At 67.9% G+C, this 20,992-nt stretch carries 20 protein-coding genes and 3 pseudogenes; 7 read left to right on the forward strand and 16 right to left on the reverse strand.

The annotated features are described in order from the left end of the window. Positions 1-101: 101 nt before the first annotated feature. Positions 102-456, forward strand: a pseudogene (locus Q8W67_RS23175) (transposase); the annotation flags it as partial. Positions 457-678: 222 nt separating this feature from the next. Here the strand turns inward: Q8W67_RS23175 and Q8W67_RS23180 are convergent. Genes Q8W67_RS23180 through Q8W67_RS23200 form a run of 5 tightly spaced genes read right to left on the reverse strand, consistent with a single transcriptional unit; the run spans position 679 to position 4,045 of the window. Then, on the reverse strand, positions 679-1,446 hold the full coding sequence (locus Q8W67_RS23180) for an amino acid ABC transporter ATP-binding protein (protein ID WP_305550169.1): 768 nt from the start codon (positions 1,444-1,446) through the stop codon (positions 679-681). Beyond that, complete coding sequence (locus Q8W67_RS23185; RefSeq protein ID WP_305550171.1) at positions 1,439-2,095, reverse strand: amino acid ABC transporter permease; 657 nt, start codon at positions 2,093-2,095, stop codon at positions 1,439-1,441. The genes Q8W67_RS23180 and Q8W67_RS23185 overlap by 8 nt, the downstream gene beginning before the upstream one ends. Further along, positions 2,092-2,745, reverse strand: coding sequence for an amino acid ABC transporter permease (locus Q8W67_RS23190; RefSeq protein WP_305550172.1), 654 nt, complete (start codon positions 2,743-2,745; stop codon positions 2,092-2,094). The genes Q8W67_RS23185 and Q8W67_RS23190 overlap by 4 nt, the downstream gene beginning before the upstream one ends. A gap of 46 nt (positions 2,746-2,791) precedes the next feature. After that, entirely contained in the window at positions 2,792-3,622 is an 831-nt protein-coding gene (locus tag Q8W67_RS23195; protein ID WP_305550173.1) for a transporter substrate-binding domain-containing protein, read from the reverse strand. A gap of 3 nt (positions 3,623-3,625) precedes the next feature. Next, positions 3,626-4,045 (reverse strand): RidA family protein, encoded by a 420-nt coding sequence (locus Q8W67_RS23200; RefSeq protein WP_305550243.1) that lies wholly within the window; start codon positions 4,043-4,045, stop codon positions 3,626-3,628. A gap of 211 nt (positions 4,046-4,256) precedes the next feature. On the opposite strand from Q8W67_RS23200, the pseudogene Q8W67_RS26925 reads away from it, so the two are divergent. After that, positions 4,257-4,478: pseudogene (locus tag Q8W67_RS26925) on the forward strand (GntR family transcriptional regulator); the annotation flags it as partial. 21 nt (positions 4,479-4,499) lie between these two features. After that, on the forward strand, positions 4,500-5,660 hold the full coding sequence (locus Q8W67_RS23205) for a PLP-dependent aminotransferase family protein (RefSeq protein ID WP_305550174.1): 1,161 nt from the start codon (positions 4,500-4,502) through the stop codon (positions 5,658-5,660). Between the two features lie 125 nt (positions 5,661-5,785). Here the strand turns inward: Q8W67_RS23205 and Q8W67_RS23210 are convergent, their stop codons facing one another. From Q8W67_RS23210 to Q8W67_RS23250, 9 genes are all read right to left on the reverse strand, one after another. Then, positions 5,786-6,259 carry a carbon monoxide dehydrogenase subunit G gene (locus tag Q8W67_RS23210; RefSeq protein ID WP_305550175.1) on the reverse strand — a complete coding sequence of 158 codons (474 nt, stop codon included), beginning with the start codon at positions 6,257-6,259 and terminating at the stop codon, positions 5,786-5,788. Positions 6,260-6,295: 36 nt separating this feature from the next. Then, the gene (locus tag Q8W67_RS23215; protein ID WP_305550177.1) at positions 6,296-7,000 is read right to left on the reverse strand and encodes an ABC transporter ATP-binding protein; all 705 of its coding nucleotides are present in this window, start codon (positions 6,998-7,000) and stop codon (positions 6,296-6,298) included. Beyond that, the gene (locus Q8W67_RS23220; protein ID WP_305550178.1) at positions 6,993-7,754 is read right to left on the reverse strand and encodes an ABC transporter ATP-binding protein; all 762 of its coding nucleotides are present in this window, start codon (positions 7,752-7,754) and stop codon (positions 6,993-6,995) included. Before Q8W67_RS23220 ends, Q8W67_RS23215 begins: the two co-directional genes overlap by 8 nt. Next, positions 7,751-8,764, reverse strand: coding sequence for a branched-chain amino acid ABC transporter permease (locus Q8W67_RS23225; RefSeq protein ID WP_305550180.1), 1,014 nt, complete (start codon positions 8,762-8,764; stop codon positions 7,751-7,753). The genes Q8W67_RS23220 and Q8W67_RS23225 overlap by 4 nt, the downstream gene beginning before the upstream one ends. Positions 8,765-8,776: 12 nt before the next feature. Further along, entirely contained in the window at positions 8,777-9,667 is an 891-nt protein-coding gene (locus Q8W67_RS23230) for a branched-chain amino acid ABC transporter permease (RefSeq protein ID WP_305550182.1), read from the reverse strand. A gap of 20 nt (positions 9,668-9,687) precedes the next feature. Further along, a complete protein-coding gene (locus Q8W67_RS23235) occupies positions 9,688-10,920 on the reverse strand; it encodes an ABC transporter substrate-binding protein (protein ID WP_305550184.1) in 1,233 nt (410 codons plus the stop codon). A 68-nt stretch (positions 10,921-10,988) separates the two neighbouring features. Next, on the reverse strand, positions 10,989-13,355 hold the full coding sequence (locus tag Q8W67_RS23240) for a xanthine dehydrogenase family protein molybdopterin-binding subunit (protein WP_305550191.1): 2,367 nt from the start codon (positions 13,353-13,355) through the stop codon (positions 10,989-10,991). Continuing rightward, on the reverse strand, positions 13,352-13,855 hold the full coding sequence (locus Q8W67_RS23245) for a (2Fe-2S)-binding protein (protein WP_305550194.1): 504 nt from the start codon (positions 13,853-13,855) through the stop codon (positions 13,352-13,354). Before Q8W67_RS23245 ends, Q8W67_RS23240 begins: the two co-directional genes overlap by 4 nt. Then, positions 13,852-14,730: a xanthine dehydrogenase family protein subunit M gene (locus Q8W67_RS23250; protein ID WP_305550196.1), complete on the reverse strand. Its 879-nt coding sequence runs from the start codon at positions 14,728-14,730 to the stop codon at positions 13,852-13,854. The genes Q8W67_RS23245 and Q8W67_RS23250 overlap by 4 nt, the downstream gene beginning before the upstream one ends. A gap of 113 nt (positions 14,731-14,843) precedes the next feature. On the opposite strand from Q8W67_RS23250, the gene Q8W67_RS23255 reads away from it, so the two are divergent. Beyond that, positions 14,844-15,545, forward strand: coding sequence for a TetR/AcrR family transcriptional regulator (locus Q8W67_RS23255; RefSeq protein ID WP_305550198.1), 702 nt, complete (start codon positions 14,844-14,846; stop codon positions 15,543-15,545). Between the two features lie 354 nt (positions 15,546-15,899). Here the strand turns inward: Q8W67_RS23255 and Q8W67_RS23260 are convergent, their stop codons facing one another. Next, positions 15,900-16,871 carry an alpha/beta fold hydrolase gene (locus tag Q8W67_RS23260; protein WP_305550200.1) on the reverse strand — a complete coding sequence of 324 codons (972 nt, stop codon included), beginning with the start codon at positions 16,869-16,871 and terminating at the stop codon, positions 15,900-15,902. A gap of 115 nt (positions 16,872-16,986) precedes the next feature. Next, complete coding sequence (locus tag Q8W67_RS23265; protein WP_305550202.1) at positions 16,987-17,349, reverse strand: hypothetical protein; 363 nt, start codon at positions 17,347-17,349, stop codon at positions 16,987-16,989. A gap of 244 nt (positions 17,350-17,593) precedes the next feature. Here Q8W67_RS23265 and Q8W67_RS23270 point away from each other — a divergent pair. The 3 genes and pseudogenes from Q8W67_RS23270 to Q8W67_RS23280 all read left to right on the forward strand — a co-directional run. Next, positions 17,594-18,133, forward strand: a pseudogene (locus Q8W67_RS23270) (SDR family NAD(P)-dependent oxidoreductase); the annotation flags it as partial. Positions 18,134-18,175: 42 nt separating this feature from the next. Continuing rightward, positions 18,176-19,231 carry an SLAC1 anion channel family protein gene (locus Q8W67_RS23275; RefSeq protein WP_305550204.1) on the forward strand — a complete coding sequence of 352 codons (1,056 nt, stop codon included), beginning with the start codon at positions 18,176-18,178 and terminating at the stop codon, positions 19,229-19,231. A gap of 506 nt (positions 19,232-19,737) precedes the next feature. After that, a complete protein-coding gene (locus Q8W67_RS23280; RefSeq protein WP_305550206.1) occupies positions 19,738-20,913 on the forward strand; it encodes a YncE family protein in 1,176 nt (391 codons plus the stop codon). Positions 20,914-20,992: the final 79 nt, after the last annotated feature.

Consider the following 20,992-nt stretch of genomic DNA (forward strand, 5'->3'; position numbering starts at 1 on the left):
TCGTCGACCCCGCCACCGGCGTCGTGCGCGAGGCCGAGATCTTCGTGGCCGTGCTCGGCGCGTCGAGGCTCCCTACGCCGAGACGACCTGGACCCAGACGCTATGGCACCAAGGCCTGCGTGATCGCTGACGGCAGCGTACGCGCCATCGCCTTTGGGCTGGCGCCTGGTCAGGCCCATGAGCTGCCTCACGCGGTTCCTCTGCTCGACGAACTGCCGGGTGTGCCCAAGTGATCGTGGGAGATCGCGGCTACACCAGCCACGCCTTTCGCGAGCACATCTGGAACATGGGCGCCCGGCGATCCCACCGCCGCGCTACGAGGCACCTGTGACCTGCCCGGACTGGATCTACAATAATCGCAATCAGGTCGAGCAGCTCTGTGCCAGGCTCAAGGAGTGGCGCGGGATCGCCACCCGCTACGAGAGGACCGCCGTCAGCTTCATGAGCGTCCTCTGAGTGGCCGCCGCCCTCGACTGGCGCAAGCGATGACGCGCCCTGGCGGAAGTGTTCGGGCGTCCGCTTTGGAGACGCGGATTCGGCGCACTGAATGACCGCGATGGGCGCCAAACTGAAGGTCTGCTTCCGAGTGAAGCCCTGAATGTGATTTGGCGCGCAGCAGGATTTGCGCGATCGCGATTGTTCTAACGGACAACGCGCCGCGAGAGGCCAGGGCGTCGATTAGCTGCGAAATAAGAAGCCCTTGGCCCGGTCGGACCGGGGCGCGGTGAAGAAGTCGTGCGGCGTCGCAACTTCTCTGATGCATCCCCCCTCCATGAACACGATCGTGTCGGCAACGTCGCGAGCGAAGCTCATCTCGTGGGTCACGATCACCATGGTCAGTCCCTCCCTCGCAAGCTCCCGGATGACGCCGAGCACCTCCCCGACCATTTCGGGATCGAGGGCGCTGGTAGGTTCATCGAACAGGATGACTCTCGGCGTCATCGCGAGGGCGCGGCTGATCGCAACGCGCTGCTTCTGGCCGCCGGACAGCGTGTGCGGGTACATGTCGGCCTTCTCGGCCAAGCCGACCCGCGCCAGGATGGCTCGGCCCTCCTCCTCGGCCTCCCGCCTCGGACGTCCCAGAACGTGGACAGGCGCTTCGGTCACGTTGCCGAGCACCGTCAGGTGCGGCCACAGGGCGAAGTGCTGGAACACCATGGCGATGCGGGTTCGAGCCGCAGCCAGCTCGCGCCGGTCCATGGGCTTCGCGGCCTTGCCCTCCCCGGTCCGCCCGATTGGCTTGCCGTCGATGCGGATCGAGCCCACGCTCGGCTCTTCCAGCCAGTTCAGGCAGCGCAGCAAAGTCGACTTACCCGAGCCGCTCGGCCCCAGGATGCAGGTCGTCGTACCGGTAGCGATGTCGAGGTCGATGTCGCGGAGGACTTCGAATCCGCCGAAATCCTTGCAAACACCGCGCACCGAGATGGCAGGGGCGTTCTCAGCCATATCGCACCTTCCTCACCCTCTCCATCCGGCGCACGCCCTCCTCGACCACGAACGACATGAGCAGGTAGAGGCCGACCGCCGCGGCGAAGGGCGCGAACGGCGTGAAGTGGTTGGCGCTGACGAAATTCGCCGCGAAGGTCAGCTCCTGGACCGTGATGATCATGAGGAGCGCACTGTCGCGGATGGTCGTGATGACCTGATTGCCGATCATCGGAGCGGCCGTGATGGCGACTTGGGGAAGGATGATGCGCCGGTAGAGCAGGCTGCGGGACAGACCGAAGGCATGGGCGGCCTCGATGTTGTCCTTCGCCACGGCGAAGAAGGCGGACCGGAAGATCTCCGCCAGATAGGCCGTCGTGTAGATCGTCAGCGACAAGAGACCCGCCCACCAGGAATCGAGCCGGAGGCCGAGTTCGGGCAGGCCGTAATAGACGACATAGGCGAGCAGCAGGAACGGCACGCATCGCAAGAGATCGATCAGTTCCGCGAGAAGGCGACGCAGCGGCGCCGACGCTTCCATGAGGACGACCGCACCGAGGATGCCCAGGGGGATGCTGAACAGGAGACAGCCCAGCACCAGCGACACAGTGTTCGCCGCTCCCAACAGGAAGACGTCCCGGCTCTCCCAGACGACTAGAAGTCCGTTCACGGGCTCACCGATCCGAAGCGCCGGGCGATCCTTCGCTCGACGACGCGCTGACCTCGGACGATCGCCGCGATCAGCGCGGTGTAGATCAGCGTGGCGACGAGGAAGGGCGGGAGGGGCTCATAGGTCTCGGCGCCGACCCGGCTGGCCGCGCGCGTGATCTCGACGACCCCGATGACCGCCACGGCCGGAGTGCATTTGAGCAGGATCGTGACTTCGCTGACCAGCGGCCCGAGATTCGCCCGCCAGATCTGCGGGAAGACGATGCGCGTGAAGGTGCCCGCCTCCGACATGCCGAAGGCCATGGCAGCCTCCCGCTGATCCAGAGGAAACGTCTGCAAGGCCGAGCGCCAGATCTCGCTGCTGAACGCCGCCGTGTTCAGCGTGAGTGCGAGGATCGCGGCCGGCACCGGATTCAGCTCCAGGCCTGCAGAGGGCAGAATGAAGTAGACGAACAAGACGAGCGTCACGAACGGCGTGGCCCGCACGACGCTGACGAAGGTCGCGAGGAGGCCCGACACGACCGGGACGCGGCGCCAGCGCAGGAGCGCGACCAGCAGACCCAGCGGCAGGCTGAGGAGGATGCTGACCGCGGCCAGCGCGGCGGTGACCACCGCGCCGTCGAGAATCGTCCGGATTGCCGGCCAGGTCATGGCCTGTTCCCCTGCGCGTCTCTGAACATCGTCGCGCGACGCCCGCCTACTTGGTCGGTGTAGACGGCATGTCCTTGAAGGCCCGGCCCAGCCACTTCTCCTGCAGGGCGTAGAGTTCGCCGCTCGCGCGCACCTTCGCCATGAACTTGTTCAGGTAGTCGAGAAGGTCGTCATTGCCCTTGGCCACGGCCCAGGCCGCATAGGTCGACGCGCCGACCGCCTCACCCATCCTGAAGCGCTTCGGCTGATCCTTCGTCAGGCTGACGAGGTTCACGACGCCGTTGATCACGTAGTCGAGCCGCCCGTTGGCGAGGTCCTGGTAGGCTTCCGGAAGCGAGGTGTACTGCACCACCTTGCCGAGCTTGCCCCCGGTCTTGGCGAGCGTGGGTTCGAGATCGGCCAGGGCCGCGTAGGATGCACCACCGGACTGCACCCCCACCGTCTTGCCCGCGAGATCCGGCACGCCCTTGATCCGGGTCTCGTCGGCACGAACCACGTAATACTGCGTGGCCTCGGCGATCGGCATCGTGAACGCGAGACTCTGGATGCGGTCGGGCGTGATCACGGCGGCCGTCAGCGCCACGTCGTATTTTCCGGTCGCAACACCGGCCAGCAGCCCTGTCCAGGGGATGATCTGCTGGTCGATCTTGAACGGCGCTTCCTTGCGCAAAAGCGCGAGGAGTTCGTGGTCGAGACCCATCGGCTTGCCGTTCTCGACATATTCGAACGGCTTGTAGCTATCCTCGGTCGCGACGACCATCGTGCCCTTGGCCCTGATCTCGTCGAGGCTCGCCGCGAAGGACAAGGCAGTCCCGAGATGAAGGATTGCCGCAGCGGCAGCGGCGATACCGATGATCTTGCCTCGAACAGGAGACATGGCTCAGTCCTTTTGCTCGTTCGACGATGGAGCTGGCGCGTTGCCACGACGGGCGATCAAATCGATCTCGACCAGGGCGTCGTAGGCGAGACCCGTCGTGCCCACGCAGGTTCGTGCCGGCAGCCGATCGGGCGGGAAGAAGGACTTGTAGGTGTCGTTGAACGTTGCGTAGTCACGCTTGAACTCCGTCAGGAACGCGCGGGCGACGACCACGTCCTCGAAGCCGAGACCGAGGCCGGCCAGGACCGTCTGGAGGTTGGCCATCACGTTGCGGGTCTGTGCTTCGATACCGTCGGGCAGGATGCCAGGGCTGACCGGCGTATCGGGCATCTGCCCCGTCACGAAGACGAACCCGTCGGCCTCGACGGCGTGGCTGAAGGGAGCGACCGGCCGCGGCCCGCCGGGGATCATGTGAAACACCATCGACGAGGCCGATTGGGGCTGATGCACCGCGATCTCCGTTCCGCGGGCGTCACCCGCACCCTGTCCATGACCCAGCGCATGGGGTCATATTGTCATGGTCAAGTTAGGCGATACAGTCGGGATTGGCGCGTCAATATTGGCGGCATCGCGCGCGAATTTCGGTCTGCGATGCGAACCAACCGAGACAATCAGTGGGACAATCGGAGCAGGGATGAGACCCGGATGGACGGAGACCATCGAGCGGACGGCAGGGCCCCGCTACCTCGCTATCGTCGGAGCGGTCGAGATCGCATTGCGGACCGGCGCCTTGCGACCGGGCGACAGGTTACCGCCGCAGCGCGACTTGGCCGCGTGGCTATCCCTTAACATCGGGACGGTCAGCCGGGCCTATGCCGAGATGCAGCGAAAGGGTCTCGCCCGAGGCGAGGTCGGCCGCGGCACCTTCCTCAACCACATGCAGGATCCGGACGGACCGTCATCGCTGCGGGAGCAGATCCCGCGCCAGACCTTCATTGACCTGTCTCACAACTTCCCGGCGCATGCGATGCGCCACCCCGCGCTGGAATTGATCCGTGCGGAATTTGATGGAGCCCTCGATATCGGGACGCTGCTGGCGAGCCAGGTCGATATCGGCCTTCACGCACATCGTGTGATCGCGGCGCGATGGCTCGGCCGCTTCGGGATCGAAGCCGAGACCGATGACCTGCTGATCACGTGCGGCGGCCAGCACGCCCTGCTGCTCGCGCTCATGGCGCTCACACGCCCGGGTGATGCCGTGCTGGCGGAGGAGTTGGCCTTCTACGGTCTGAAATCCGCAGCTGGCATGCTGGGCCGCTCGCTGGTCGGCGTCCGCATGGACCGCGAAGGTGTCGTGCCGGAATACCTCGATGTGGTGTGCCGGCGGACCGGCGCGAAGGTTCTGGTCTGCACGCCGACGCTGCACAACCCGACGACGGCCACGATGTCGGACGAACGGCGACGGCAGGTGGCGGAAGTCTGTGCTCGCCACGACGTCCTGATCGTCGAGGACGATGTCTACGGCTTCCTGGGTGATCCGCCCTTGCGACCGCTGGCTGCGCTCGCACCGGACCGTGTCGTGCACATCTCAAGTCTGTCGAAGCTAGCAGGCCCAGGCTTGCGCATCGGGTTCATGCGCGTGCCCCGACATCTGGTCTACGCCTTCGGGATCGCGATGCGGGCGAGCACGCTGATGGCCTCGCCGTTCAACGCGGAATGGGCGACCCGCCTTCTGGCATCACCGCAGGTCGACCGGATCGTCGCGGAGATGCGCGCGGAAACCCAGGCACGTCAGGCCCTGGTGGCCGCGCTGCTGCCGGCGCATGCTGTCATGGCCCATCCGAACGCCTATTACTTTTGCCTGAAACTGAGGAACGGCTGGTCTGCGGAGGCCTACACGCAGGCTGCGGAGGTAATCGGAGTGGGAGTGACCCCCCTGAGCCTGTTCGAGGTATCGTCGACGCACCAGAGCGATACGGTCCGGGTCTGCGTGAACGCAGCGCCGGACCGGGAGACGCTTCGAGAGGCACTGGAAAAGCTCACAATTCTGCTCGACGCAGGTGCTCCACCAACAGTCCGGTTTCGGGCCGCGGTCTGAAGGTCATCGGATGTCCGCGATGGGCGCAAAGCGGCCGGCTAGAGTCAGCCGGAAGCCGATGGCCGGTTCGCGGTAGAGAATCGATGCCGATGCGTGGCGCGGTCGCTCGCTCGGCTTCGTGATCCTCATGACGTCACGGCTGCGTCCGTGATGGGCGCAGGGGCGCCGAGTTCGGCGGCGAAGGCGCCGAAGAACTGGTCGGCGAGCTTGCGCGAGGTCGCCTGAATCAGGCGGCCGCCGAGGGAGGCGATCTTGCCGCCGATCTCGGCCTTGGCCTCGTAGGTCAGGAGGGTCCCGTCGCCCTCCTCGCGGAGTGACACCACGGCGCCCCCCTTGGCGAAGCCCGCCATGCCTCCGTTGCCCTGCCCGGCGAGCGTATAGCCCTCGGGGGCGCGGACATCCTCCAGCCGGACGGTGCCGGCGAAGGTCGCCGAGACCGGGCCGATCTTCAGGGCGACCTTGGCGGCGAATTCTTCCGGCGAGACTCGGGCGAGATCCTTGCAGCCGGGAATGCAGCGGGCGAGCACATCCGGATTGTTGAGGGCGGCCCAGACGGCCGAGCGTGGCGCCGCGATGCGGTATTCCCCGGTGATGTCCATCACGTTCTCCCGTCCGAAATCGCCACTGTCTGGCTGTCAGACCGCGCAGTAACGGTCCTGGATCTCGCTGTCGGCGCGCAGCGTCGCGGCCGCGCTTTCGTGGACCACCGCCCCCTGGTCGATGATCACGGCCTGGTCGGCGAGGTTGAGCGCCCACTCGACGTTCTGCTCCACGAGGAGGAGCGTCACGCCCCGCTCGCGCAGGGAGACGAACAGCCGTCCCATCTCCTCGACGAGGACGGGCATGATGCCCTCGGACGGCTCGTCGAGCAGGATCAGCCTGGGCCGGGCGATGAGGGCGCGGGCGATGGCGAGCATCTGCTGCTCGCCCCCCGACATCGTCACCGCGATCTGGTCGAGGCGCTCGGCCAGGCGTGGGAAGGTCTCGGCGATCTCGGCGATCGCCGGTCCCTCCCGGATCGCGGCGGGGGCGCGCAGCAGGCCGAGCTTCAGGTTCTCGCGCACGGTCAGGCCCGGCACGATGCGCCGGTCCTCCGGCACGTAGGCGAGCCCCAGGGGGAAGCGCCCGTGGGCCGGGCGGCCGAGCAGGTCGTGCCCGAGGAAGCGGACCCGGCCGCCGACCTTGGGGATCAAGCCCATCACGGCCTTCATGGTCGTGGTCTTGCCGGCGCCGTTGCGGCCGATGAGGGCCAGGATCTCGCCCTCGCGCACCGCGAAGGTGAGGCCGTGCAGGACATGGCTCGCTCCGTACCACGCGTCGAGGCCGTCGATCTCAAGCATGGCCGTACCCACCGCTCTGGCCGAGATAGACCCGGCGGACCTCCCGGTCGGCCTGAATCTCGGCCGGGCTGCCGTCGGCGATGAGGCGCCCATGGTGCAGGACGAGGATCCGCTCCGACAGGCCGAGGATCATCTTCATCTTGTGCTCGACGAGGAGGATGGCGCGCGCCTCCGCAAGGCGGTGGAGCAGGGCCACCATGTCCTTCGTCTCCTCCGGCCCCATCCCGGCGGTGGGCTCGTCGAGGAGCAGGAGCTTCGGGTCGGCGGCCAGCGCGATGGCGATCTCCAGGGCCCGCTGCTCCCCATGCGCCAGGGCGGCGGCGGGCCGGCCCCGGCGGCCGGCGAGGCCGACGGAGTCGAGGAGCGCGTCGGCCCGGTCTTCGAGCCCAGCGAGACGGTCGCGCCGGCTCCAGAAATCGTAGCGGCTCGCCCGCGCCTGCAGGGCCGTGCGGACGTTCTCGTGGGCGGTGAGGCGGGGGAAGACCGTGGTGATCTGGTAGGACCGGGCGATGCCGAGATGCGCGAAGCGGGCCTGGGGCACGCGGGCGAGGTCGCGGCCGCCGAACCGGAGGGATCCGCTCGTGGGCTTCAGGGCCCCCGAGAGAAGGTTGAAAAAGGTACTCTTGCCGGCGCCGTTGGGGCCGATGACCGCGGTGATGCGCTGGCGGCCGAGGGTCGCGCTGATCCCTTCGAGGGCGGAGAAGGCGCCGAAGCGGCGTCCGAGGTTCTCGACCTGGAGGACGGGGCCGGTCACGGGCGCCCCCGCATCGCACCGATCCGGGCCAGCGCCGTGCCCCAGAGGCCCCGGGGCAGGAACAGCACGAAGAGGATGAAGACGGTGCCCAGCGCCAGCTGCCAGTGCGGCGTCCACAGGCTCAGGGCATCCTCGAGCACGAGGACCGCAAGGGCGCCGACGAAGGGCCCGAAGAACGTCCCCGCGCCGCCGACCAGGGTCATCACGACCGCCATGCCCGAGGTGTGGTAGGCGAGGCTGTCCAGCGGCACGATCGACAGGTGGATCGCGAACAGCGCCCCCGCCAGGCCGCAGAACAGGCCGGACAGCACGAAGGCGAGGAGCTTGGTCCGCTCCACGTCGAAGCCGCAGGCCCGCGCCCGGGTCTCGCTCTCGCGGATCGCCTCGATCACCGCCCCGAAGGGCGAGGCGAGGATCCGCGAGATCATCGCCAGGGCGGCGCCGACGAAGGCCAGCACCACGAAGTACTTGGTGAGCGGGTTCAGGATGTCGACGGCGAGGCGGCCGAGGCCGATCCTGGCGACGGTGAAGCCCCGCAGGCCGTTCTCGCCGCCGGTCCAGGCGGAAGCCTGAAGCGCCGCGTAGTAGACGAGCTGCGCCAGCGCGAGCGTCACCATGGCGAAGTAGATGCCCCGCGACCGGATCGAGACCGCGCCGAGGGCCAGCGCCAGCGCCCCGGCGGCGGCGACCGCGAGCCCCATCGCGGCGAGCGGATGCAGCCCGTAGGCGCCGATGGCGATGCCGGTAACGTAGGCCCCGGTCCCGAAGAAGGCCGCGTGTCCGAACGAGAGCAGGCCGGTGTACCCGTAGAGCAGGTTGTAGCCGACGGCGTAGAGCCCGTAGATCAGGACGTTGACCGCGAGCGCCTGCGACGGAAGCAGGAAGGGCAGCGCCAGCAGCGCGAGGATCGAGAGCGGCGCGCGCCACCGGGACAGGGCGCCCCCCGCGAGGGGCGACCGGCGCGGCACCGGCGGCGCGGTCGCGAGGACGGTCTGGTCGAGGGGCTGCATCGTCGCGCTCCCTCAGGCGCCGAGGCCGGGCTTGCCGAACAGCCCCTGGGGCCGGACGAGGAGCACCAGCGCCATGAAGGCGAACATCGCGATGCTCGCCATCTCTGGGGCGAGAAGGGCGGTCATCGAGACCACGACGCCAACGAGGAGCCCCGCCACGACCGAGCCGAGGAGGGAGCCCATCCCGCCGATCACCGTGACGGCGAAGGCCTCGCCGAGCACGACGTTGCCCATCTCCGGGTTGACCGAGCGCATCGGCGCGGCGAGCACCCCGCCGAGCGCCGCGAGCGCGATGCCGAGGCCGAACACCCACAGCCACAGCCGCTCGATATCGACCCCGAGCACCCGCAGGATCTCGGGATCGCGGGCCCCGGCCCGGACGATCAGCCCGAGCTTCGTCCGCTCAAGCCCGACCCACAGGGCGACGAGGACCAGGGCGACGACGCCGATGACGAAGATTCGGTAGATCGGGAAGAAGCCGACCCCGAGGTCGGCCACGCCGGAGAGGGCCTCCGGGGTGGCGAAGGGCAGGCCGTCCGAGCCGAACAGGATGCGCACGCCCTCCACGAGCACGTAGCCGAGGCCGAAGGTCAGGAGCAGGGCGTCGTCCGGCGGGCGACCGGCCAGGGGCCGGATCAGGAACCGTTCCACGAGCAGGCCCAGGGCCCCGACGAGGAGCGGGCCGAGGATGAGGGCCGCCCAGAAGCTGCCGGTGCGCTCCATCACGAACACCCCCGCATAGGCGCCGACCATGAAGACGTTGCCGTGGGCGAAGTTCACGATGCCGAGCATGCCGAAGATGATCGACAGGCCGAGCGCCAGCATCACGAAGACGGCCCCGAGCGCCACCCCCGAGAAGAGCTGCATGGCGATCAGTTCGAGGTCGAGGGATCCCCAATCCATGGCCGTCTCCCGCTCCCCGGTCAGGCGCGGTGCCCGAGTTCGTCGCAGCTGCGCAGGGCCGCTTCCGAACCCGGCTCGATCTCCAGGATCGTGAAGAGGTCGGCCTCATTGGCCATCTCGGATTTCTTCTTCGACTCGGTGACCAGCACCGACTGCACCGCCTGGTGGTCGCAGGCGCGGTAATGCTCCGGCCCCTTGGCGACGTCGTATCTCAGGGTTTCGAGGGAGGTGACGACCTTGTCCGTATCGGTGCCGCCGGCCGCCTTCACGGCCATGAGGAGCGAGCGGACGGCGGCGTAGCCGTAGGCCCCGTAATCCGTGGGCACAGCCCCGCCATAGGCCGCCCTGAAGGCGTCGTTGAACGCCTTCGCCGAGGGGACGGTCTCCTCCAGGCGCCAGTAGTAGTTGCTGGCGCCGACAACGCCCTCGAAGGCGTCGGGGCCAGCGGCGAGGCGCTGGTTGTGCAAAAGCACCGGCACGACGATCCGGGCGACCTTCTTCATGCCGAAATCGTTGGCCTGCTTGATGCTGTTGGCTTGGTCTCGGCCGAAATTGCAGATGCAGAGGATGTCTGGCCGCATCGAGCGCAGGCGCGGCATGAAGGTCGAGTAATCGGCCGCGCCGAACGGGTGCAGGATCTCGCCCGCCGTCTCCGCGCCGATGGCGGCGGCGGCGCGCTTGAACCCCCGCAGCATCTCGTGCCCGTAGGCGTAGTCGGCGACGAGGTAGGCGACCTTCGTGCCCTTCCTGAATGCGTGCTTGGCGACCGCGGCGGTCGTCATGTGCGGGTTCAGGGCCTCGTGGAAGGTCGTGCGGCTGAAGTCCTTCACCTCGTTGATCGTGTCGGACTGGCTGATCGACACGTAGAGCACCCCGCGGGAACGGGTGATCTCGTTGACCGATAATTGCACCGCGCTCGACAGGGCCCCGACGATGAAATGGGCCTTGTCCTTCTCGATCAACTCCAGGGTGCGGGTGGCGGCCTCGCCGGGGTTGAGCTTGTCGTCGCGGACCAGCAGCTCGGCCATCCGCCCGTCCAGGCCGCCGGCCTCGTTGAACTGCTTGACCGCAAGCTCGGCCGAGCGGATCTGGTCCTTCGCCTCGGCGCCGAACGGGCCGGTGACCGGCGTCGGGAAGCCGATGCGGATCGTTTCGGCGGCGCGGGCCGGGCGCGGACGGCCGATCCCGCCGAGGGTCCCCGCCACGGCCATGCCGGCGACGAGCGTCCGGCGCGAAAGCGTACCCTGACCCATCACCCGTTCCTCCTGTGCTCGCGCAGGGCTCTTGAAGGCCGGCCCGCGTCGCGACCTCTCGAAAATCGTCAGACCACGCCGAGCGCCCTCAGGATGCGCTCGGGCGTCATCGGCAGCTGCGAGACCCCGGCGCCGAAGGGGAGCAGGGCGTCGTTGACGGCGTTGAGGGCCGCGCCGCTGGAGGCGGCGGTGCCGGCCTCGCCGCAGCCCTTGGCGCCGAGCTCGGTGTCCTTGGTCGGCGTCTCGACGTGGCGGATGACGATGTCGGGCATCTCGCAGGCCATTGGCACGAGGTAGTCGGTCATCGACCCGTTCAGGAGCTGGCCGGTCTCGCCGTAGCGGCACTCCTCGAAGAAGGCGGCGCCGAGCCCCTGCACCACGCCCCCGCGGATCTGCTCGTCCACGAGGAGCGGGTTGATGACCCGGCCGCAATCCTCGACCACCCAGTGCTTCAGGATGCGCACGAGGCCGGTCTCGGTGTCGACCTCGACCAGGCTGCCGTGGATCCCGTTGGTGAAGGCGAAGGGGTAGCCGCGCGGCGCGAAGTGGTGCGCCACGGTGAGCGCGGGTGACACGTCCGGCGGCAGCAGGTCGGAGCGGTAGTAGGCGAGGTTGGCGACCTCGGTCAGCGTCATCCGCGAACTGCCGTCCGCGTCGGTCACCGCGCCGTCGCGGATGTCGAGGGAGCCCGCCTCGGCCTGGAGGATGGCGGCGGCGATCTCCAGGATGCGCGCTCGCAGCCTGCGCGCGGCCTGAAAGGCGGTCTCGCCGCCGATCCCCGCCCCTCGGCAGGCCCAGGTCGCGCCGCCGGAGGGCGTCGTCTCTGTGTCGCCGGTCAGCACCCGGACGCGGTCGCGGTCGAGCCCCACGCCCTCGGCGACGATCTGGCCGACGATCGCCTCGCTGCCCTGGCCCTGCTCGGTGATGCTGATGGCGCAGGCCACGTCGCCCGCCGGCGTCAGCTTGAGGACGCAGCCGTCCTGCGCCGAGATGTGGGCACCGCCGACGCCGTAGAAGGCCGGCGTCGGATTGGTGATCTCCACGTAGGTCGCGATGCCGATGCCCCGGTGTATGCCCTTCTCCCGCAGGGCCGCCTGCTCGGCGCGCAGCGCCGGGTAGTCCATGAGGGCGTGGAGCCGGTCGAGGCAGGTCGCGAGCGAGAGCTTCTCGAACGTGTACCCAGTTGGCGTCCTGTGCGGGTACATGTCGTCGGTCACGAAGTTGCGCCGCCGGATCTCGAACGGGTCGAGGCCGAGTTCCCGCGCCGCCAGATCGACCAGCCGCTCCGTCACCGCGCAGGCGATCGGGTGGCCGACCGCCCGGTACTGGCTCATCTGCACCTTGTTCTGGGCAACGACCGTGAGGTCGGCCCGGTAGTCGCCGAGCCGGTAGGGCGCCCCGATCAGGCGCACCACCTGGTTGCCCTCCACGGCGCTAGTGCGCGGATAGGCCGAGAACGGGCCGACGCCGGTCACGTCGTCCACCTCGATCGCCCGCATCCGCCCGTCGCCCTCGAAGGCGAGCCTGGCGCGCACCCGGTGGTCGCGAGCGTGGATGTCGCTGGCGAAAGCCTCCATCCGGTCGGCGGTGAACTTCACGGGCCGCCTGAGCAGGAGGCTCGCGCCCACCACCGCCATGTCCTCGTGGTAGAGATGCAGCTTCATCCCGAAGGAGCCGCCGACATCCGGGGCGATCACCCGGACCCTGGACTCGGAGAGCCCGAAATGCCGGGCGTAAATGTCCTGGAACTGGTAGGGCGTCTGGGTCGACTGGTGGACAGTCAGCCGCTCCTCCGCCGGATCGTAGTCGGCCACGAGGGAGCGGGGTTCCATCGTCACGGCGGTGTGCCGGCCGAAGCGCAGGTCGATTTCGACGCTCCGGGCGCCTTCGAAGGCCCGCGCCGTGTCGCCCGCCTCGATCCGGGTGCGGAACAGGACGTTGTCGGGGGCGTCCGCATCGATCCGAGGCGCGTTGGGCGCGCGGGCGGCGTCGAGGCCGACGACCGGCTCCAGCTCCTCAAAGTCGATGCCGACGACCTCCAGGGCATCCTCCGCCTCGGCGCGGCTCTCAGCGACCACCATCACCACCGGCTGGCCGGCCCAGACCGCCTTGTCCGTCGGCAGGGGCATCTGCGGGGCCGAGCGCATCCCCTTGAAATGGCTGAGCGTCCCGGTCCAGGGCGCGCAGATCCGCGCGAAGTCGGCGCCGGTCAGCACCGCATGGACCCCCGGCATCGCGGCCGCCTCGGCGGTCTCGATCGGGCCCAGGCGGGCATGGGCGTAGGGGCTGCGCAGGAAGGCCGCGTGGAGCATGCGGGGCAGCGCGACATCGTCGGTGTACCGCCCCCGTCCCGCCAGGAGGCGCTTGGCGCCCGGTCGGGGAAGGCCCCGGCCGATGTAGCGGGTCCGGCCCGGGCTGTCGGTGGCCGCGCTCATGCCGCCTCCTCCGTGGCGCAGGCGGCCTTCGCGACGCCCTCGATGGCATCGACGATCGCCTCGTAGCCGGTGCAGCGGCAGTAATTGCCCGACAGGGCGTCGCGGATCGCCTCGCGGGGGGGAGCGGCCCCGCCGGGGCGGCATCCCTTCAGGAAGTCGAGGGCGACGACCAAAATTCCCGGGGTGCAGAAGCCGCATTGCAGGGCGTTGCGGGCGTGGAAGGCCGCCTGCAGCGCGGCGACCGCCCCCGTATCCGAGAGCCCTTCGAGCGTGTCGACCCGCATCCCGTCCGCCTGCACCGCGAGCATCAGGCAGGCATGGACCGGCTGGCCGTCGAGGTTGATGATGCAGGCCCCGCAGGCCCCGACCTCGCAGCCGAGGTGGACGGCGGTGAGCCCGAGATCCTGGCGCAGGAAATCGGCCAGCGACAGGCGAGGCTCCACGAAGCGCCGGACCCTGTCGCCGTTGACCGTGAGGGCGATCGGTTGCGGCGCGATCATGCGGCCTCCGCCTGCCGATGGCCGTCCCCGAGGGCGGCGAGCACCCGGCCGAGGAGGACCCGGGCGAGGTGCATCCGCGCGGCGGCCGAGAGGGTGTCGTCGTCGTCGGGGGCGAGATCGTCGGCGAGCGCCGCCTTCGCCGCCGCGATGCTCTCCGGCCCGAGGGGCCGGCCGGCCAGGGCGGCCTCGGCCGCCGGAGCCCGCATCGGGGTCGGGCCGACGGAGCAGAAGGCGAGGCGCGCCGTCTCGACGGCATCCCCCGCGAGTGCGAGGTGGGCCGCAAGCCCGACCATCGCGTAGTCGCCCCGGCGCCGGGCGATCTCATCGAAGCGCATCCGCGTGCCGGGCCGTGCGAGGGGAACCCGCACCGCCGACAGGATCTCGCCCGGCGCGATCACGGTCTCGAACAGGTCCCGGAAGAAGTCGTCCGCGGCCACGCTCCGGGTGCCGGCCGCCCCGGTGATCTCGATTGACGCCCCGAGGGCTCGCATGGAGGCCGGCAGTTCGGAGGCGGGATCCGCCAGGGCGAGGCTGCCGCCCATCGTCCCGAGGTTGCGGATCGCCGGATGGGCCATGAAAGCCGCCGCCTCGGTCAGGATCGGCGCGTGGGCGGCGATCAGGTCGGAGGCCAGGGTCTCGGCGTGGCGGGTCAGGGCGCCGATCCGCAGGGCGTCGCCCTCGACGGCGATGCCCCGCAGGGCGTCGACCCGGCCGATGTCGATGAGCAGGTCCGGTGCGTCGAGGCGGAGGTTGAGGGCCGGCAGCAGGCTCTGGCCGCCGGCGAGGTAGCGCGCCTCGCCCGGGCAGCCGGCATAGGCGTCGAGCGCCTCCGCCACGCTCGTCACGCGCCGGTAATCGAAGGCCCGCGCCTTCATGTGCGTCCCTCCCAGGCCGCCGGATGCCGGTTCAATCGTTGTTGACCGCTTGGTAACAAGCTATCGAGGGGTGGAATGCCCCGTCAAGCGAAATAACCAACCGGTCACGAAGCATGACCCCGACTGCCGACTGCCCCGGGCATCCCACGCCAGCGAAGGCCCGGCGCCGCCTGCCCGCGGCCGAGCGCGAGCGGCAGATCGTGGAGGCCGCCGCGCAGTTCTTCGCCGAGCACGGTCTCGGCGGGCAGACGCGGGAACTGGCCAAGGAACTGGGCATCACCCATTCGGCGATCTTCCGATACTTCCCGACGAAAGAGGCGCTGCTGGACCGCGTCTACGAGCACGTCTACGTTAAGCGCTGGAACCCGGCCTGGACCGGGCTGGTCTGTGACCGGTCTCAACCGCTGAGTTCCAGGATCGTTCGCTTCTATGCGGAATACACCGAGCAGATCTTTGACTTCGTGTGGGTCCGGATCTTCGTCTTCTCAGGTCTGAAGGGCTACGACATCGCGCCCCGTTACCTCGCGACCATCCGCGAGCGGGTCATCCATCCGATCTGCGCGGAAGTTCGGGCCGATCTCGGCCTGCCGGACCCGGAGACGATCCCCCTGACGGAGCGGGAGATCGAGGCGGCCTGGGCCATGCACGGGAAGGTCTTCTATCTGGCGATCCGCAAATTCGTCTATGGATGGCCCATCCCGCACAATCTGTCACAGACGATTTCCGACGATGTCACGTCGTTCTTGGAGGGATCGCGCTTTATATTTCTCGAAAGCGTAAGCAGCGCAGAATTTCGAAAAAATAAACAATACTAAGCTCATGCACTTATTTCTTGATCTGTCATCGTGTCGGCAGTCGGCGTGTCTGTGACGCGTCCGTCTATGAAGAAACATGTCTGCCGTTGCGGCGGCCGACCGGCGCTGGCCGAAACCAGCCGGTCCGCTTCGGAGCAGGTCTGCCGGAAAAAGCGGACGGCCTCCTACCGACCCAAACACGTCGTAGAACTCTGTTGGCGCCGTTCCTGGAAGCAGACGCTCGGGGTGCAGCGGTTATGAGCACTCAACTCTACCCACTCGGCCTTGATCGTCGACCCGACCTCGTCGACGAACCGGTGCGTCTGCATACGGAGATCGCACGATCGCGACCTGAGGATCCGAACCCTCTGCTCGTCAGGCAGCGTCGCGAACCAGCTCCGATGCGAGGTCGATCGCGGCGATGACCTCTCTCGGTGCCAGATGCTGGATCATGTGGCCTAAGCCGGGGACGACGATGAGATGACTGTTCGGTAGCTCGCTGTGCAAGCGCTTCGACTGCCGGTCGACGTCCGCAATCTGATCGTCTCCGCCTACGATGATCACCACCGGGAGCTTGAGGTCGCGGTAGTGCTTCTGAAGCTCGACCGTCACCGGCGTCATGAGCGCGGCGTCCTCTGCCGAGGCCCGGAGTTGCAAAGGCCGCAGCATCATGGCTTTCGGAAATCTGCGGTTGAAGCGCTCCGTAACGGCGGCGGGCGCGAACATGGCCTTGATCAGGGCGGGCTGCAGGATCCGTCCAACCACCGGCGACACAGTGTGGCGCATCAGGTCGCCGATTCCTGGGATCGCCACCGGGGACGACAGCATGACGTCGGCGCGCAGCGTTGGATAGTAATACCCGGATGCCAGGACAAGGCTACGGACGAGTTGCGGAGCCTGAAGCGCGAGGGCGACCGCGACCAATGCACCCCAGGAGTGCCCGAGCACGACAGCTTGTGTAACACCGAGCTGCTGGAGTGCCTTCTGGAACAGCGTGGCGTGCACGCGTGGCGTCCAGAGGCCGCGCGGGCGATCGCTGTAGCCGTAACCGGGTCGGTCAATAATGATGACGCGATAGCGCTTTGCGAGATCGTCGACGATGCCGCTGACCAGAAAATCCTGGATCATCATGCCATTGCCGTGGATCAGCACCAGCGGCTCACCGCGGCCCCGCTCGACGTAGTGCAGTCGCACCCCATCGACGGTCAGGAACTGGCCGATCGGCGGGGTCTGACGCTCGGCAGCCCGCGTCTGCGAGGCAGCGTAGAGCGCCGATGCGGCGAGCGCTGCCGCGGATCCGAATAGCGTCGGTCCAAGCCAACGGCCGGTGGAGGAATGGCGTGTCATGAGGTGATCCAAATGGATTGCGGGACATGCTCCTCGATCAATCGGATCGCTCTGAAGCCATGCAGCCTAGTCGTCGGCGCGGGTTGAGTGCCGATCCGGGAGTTCCTGCGCCGCCCTACGGCAGCGCGCCGATCATGCCCTTGGCTTGGGTCATCGTGTCCTCGCACGCCCGCTGATGCCCCTGGCGATCCTCCTCGATGGCTCGGCTGAGAAGTCGACGCGCGTCAGCGACGTGCGCCGTCGTGGGGATCATCGTCGCGTCACTGGGTTCGCCCGTTGGAGCTGCTGCGAGAGCCTTCGACGAATGGCTGCTGCGGATCGTGTGGCCGTCCGGGAGACCGGCGACGTGAACAGCGCCGGCGCTGTCGAGACGGCTTTCGATCGTCCCGATCTGCTCGGCGCAGGAACTGGCCCGAGCCGGGAGTTGCGTGAGACCGAGCAGAAGGGCTGAAACCGCCAGGGAGAGTTCGAGGCGCATGAAGGGGTCCTTATTACCGAGAGCCATCGATCCAGGCTCTGCCGGGGCGGCAGGCCACAGGATCCGAGCGGCAGCGGGATACTCACGCGGCCGCCGGGTGATCGCAGCGATGGTTGCGGTGCAACATGGGAACCCTTGGATGTCTCGAATGATCCCTCGCGGTCGAAGAAAGATCCGGATCAGGGCGTGTGCACCTGGCGCCTAGGGCAGAGACCGCGTCGTTACTGATGCGGGTCTCCGGCTCCTCGTAAACTGCGCCGGGTTCGGGCCATTGGGGGTCTCCCTCGACAGTCCGGCGGAGCTCTACGACGGGATGCTCGACCTCAACGTCAGGGCATTGCAGACGCTGACCTTCGCGGCGGCGAGAGACTTCGCCGACCGGGGCCGCGGAACGATCGTCAACGTTTCCTCGGTCGTCGCTCTCGTCCCCCAGCGCTTCAACGCCGGCTATGCAGCGCACAAGGCCTTCGTCCTCGCCCTGATGCAGGGGCTCGCGGCCGAGGTCGGCGGCAAGGGCGTTCGCCTCCAGGCGGTGCTGCCCGGCGTCACCCGCACCGAATTCTTCGATCGGGCGGGCGCGGATATTGGGCAGATCCCTGCGGAGATGATCATGGAGGCCCGCGACCTCGTAGCAGCGTCGCTCGCCGGCCTCGATGCCGGCGAGACCGTCACGATCCCCTCGCTGCCTGACATCGCCGACTGGCAGGCCTTTGAGGCAGCCCGGTTCCGACTGGGTCCCAACCTCTCCCACCAAGTGCCGGCTGCCCGCTACAATGTCGGCTGATACGACAGGCGTTCGGGTGCCTGCGTGAGTGGGAGTAGGTCGATGCTGCAGGTCGTCGAGAACGCGCAGGGCGCACCCGCCCCCGAAGCCGCCCTAACCGCCCATCGCTCTCCGGAGCAACCAAAGCTTCCGGGAGGCTGGCGGCAGGTCGAGGCGTTGCCCGTCGGCTTGTTCGCGGCGGTGATGGGGCTGACCGGCCTGAGCGTCGCCTGGACATTGGCGCATGCCCGGTACGGGGCCCCTCTCTGGGTCGCTGAGGGCATCGGGCTTGTCGCCTGCGCCGCCTTCGTCGCAATTGCGGCGGGCTACGCCGTTAAGGCAGTCGTCGCTCCCCAGGCTTTGCGGGCCGAGTTCCGCCATCCCGTCGCCGGCAACCTGTTCGGCACACCGCTGATCAGCCTGCTCCTGCTACCGGTCCCGCTGGCGCCCCTGAGCCTCGCCCTGGCGCGCGTGTTTTGGGTCGTAGGTGCCGCCGGCATGACCCTGTTCGCGTGGCTGATCGTGACCCGATGGCTCAGCGACAGGCAGCAGGCGGCCCATGCGACGCCGGCCTGGATCGTGCCGGTGGTCGGCCTCCTCGACGTGCCGCTCGCCCTTCCCGTGCTCGGCCTGCCGCCGATGCAGGGGGCAATGATCTTCGCGCTGGCCGTGGGGTTGTTCTTTGCCATGCCACTGTTCACGTTGATCCTGTCACGCCTTCTGTTCGAGGCGCCGCTCCCCGCAGCCCTGCAGCCGTCGCTCCTGATCCTCGTCGCGCCCTTCGCGGTGGGGTTCTCGGCCTATGTCGCGACGACGGGCACGGTCGATCTGTTCGCAGAGGCGCTCTTCGCGGTCGCGCTGTTCCTGCTCGCCGTGCTGCTGCCGAAGCTCGCCCGGTTCGGTCGGAGCTGCCCGTTCCGCGTGTCGTGGTGGGGCGTGAGCTTCCCCCTCGCCGCAGCGGCGGTTGCGGCTCTTCGGGTTGCGACGGCGCAGCCGGGGCTTGCGACCGATATTCTCGCCCTCAGCCTGCTCACGCTCGCGACGCTGGTAATCGCTTGGCTGTTCGGTCGGACCCTGATCGGCCTCGCTCGAGGGGAGCTTCGCACACTGGCGCAGTGACATCCGATGGCCGGGCAGTGGCTCGTCCGCGACGAGGAGTTCTAACGTCCGCTTCGGAGAAGCTGCGAGAGCTAGCTGAGTGGCCGCAAAGGGTGGGAAGCCGAGATTGGCCCGGCGCCCAGAACCAGACATCCGGCTTCGCGCCGACCTGCGGCACTGTTGTTCTAAACCCGTCAGCCCGAAACCGGTCACTGATGGACTAGCCATCATCAGACACACTCCCGAGTCCGGCTACATATGCCGACCAGCGAAGGTTCGAGCCCGAGAGCAAGCGCTCCGCGGGGGGGCATGTAACCGTTCAGGTGCGCGCGACAGCTCAGCGGTGGGCCGCAACCAAGCCGGCTGGCAGGTTGAACCGCCTTCCCGAGATTTGAGCCTTCGCAAATCGGAACCGGCGGCCCCGGAAAGCAGTCGCGCGGAATTGTGAAAGCGCGCGGCACCGCTACACTGACCCCCGGGAGAAAACGCAGTCGGCAAGTGGCTCAGGCCGCGAGGGGGGAGCAGCGATGGCACGTGTCTCGATAGCGGCAGGTTTCGGCGCCTGGCTTGTGACCGGTTTGTGTAGCACGTCCGTGCTCGGCGCGCCCTACATGATCGTCGGCAATGACGAGAAGGTCGTCTGGAATGACGAGGGCAAGCCGGTGATGTCGCTTCCTGGCAAGGACAATGTGCTTGTCGTCGATCTCGCCAACCCGGAAGACCCCAAGATTGTCGCCAACCTGCCGCTGAAAAACTCCGTAGTGGGTCCACCCGCCAATATCGCAATAGATCCGAGCGGCTCGATTGCCCTGGTGGCGGATTCCGTCAGTGTCATCAAGGAGGCCGAGGCGCTCAAGCAGGTGCCGGACGACAAGGTCTACGTCATAGACCTGAAGGCGAATCCGCCCAAGCTCGCCGCCACGGTGCAGGTCGGCAAGATGCCGTCGGGACTGGACATCAGCCCGAACGGCGACATGGCCCTGGTGGCCCTACGCGCCGACAACGCCGTCGCCGTGCTGTCGATCAAGGGTACCGAGGTGAAACTGGTCGACACCGTGCCCATGGGCGACGTCGTCTCACAGGTCGCCTTCACGCCGGATGGCCGCCACGCCGTGGCGGTCAAGTTCCCGATGGGCAAGGCCTCGCTGCTCGACATCGGCGCGGACGGCAAGGTGACCTACAACAAGCTCGATTTGCCGACCGGCCCCTGGCCCTACAATGTTGTCGTGAGCCCCACGGGCAAGATCGCGCTCACCGCGGATAACGGCAATTCTGGCGCCTCGGACGGCAGCGTCGACACGGTGAGCGTCATTGATCTTGAAGCCCAGCCGCCGCGGATCACGGACCGCGTGGTCGTTGGAGATGGCCCGGAAGGCATCGCCATCAGCCCCAAGGGTGATGTCGGGGTGGCGGTCATCCTCAGGGGCTCGAACGCGAGCAAGAAGGCTTATTTCTACAATAAGAATGGCAGCCTCAACGTCCTGAAGATCGACGGGAAGAGGGTGACGAACATCAAAGAGATTGAGGTCGGCGGATTGCCGGAGGCGGCGGTGTTCACCCCGGACGGAGGTTACCTGCTCGTCGGCAACTATCTCGACCAGGACTTCTCGATCTTACGGGTTAATGGCACCGAGATCACCGATACGGGGAAGCGGTTCAAAGTGCCTGGCCACCCCGCCTCGGCTCGGATAAGCCGGCGCTGACAGCGAGAGAGTTCGGTCGGTTTGGCACTTCCCTGGCTGGCGCCGCCTGTCCCGCGGCGCTTTTGCCGCTTGCGCCTGC

This window comes from Methylobacterium sp. NEAU K (assembly GCF_030700285.1).
Lineage (GTDB): Bacteria > Pseudomonadota > Alphaproteobacteria > Rhizobiales > Beijerinckiaceae > Methylobacterium.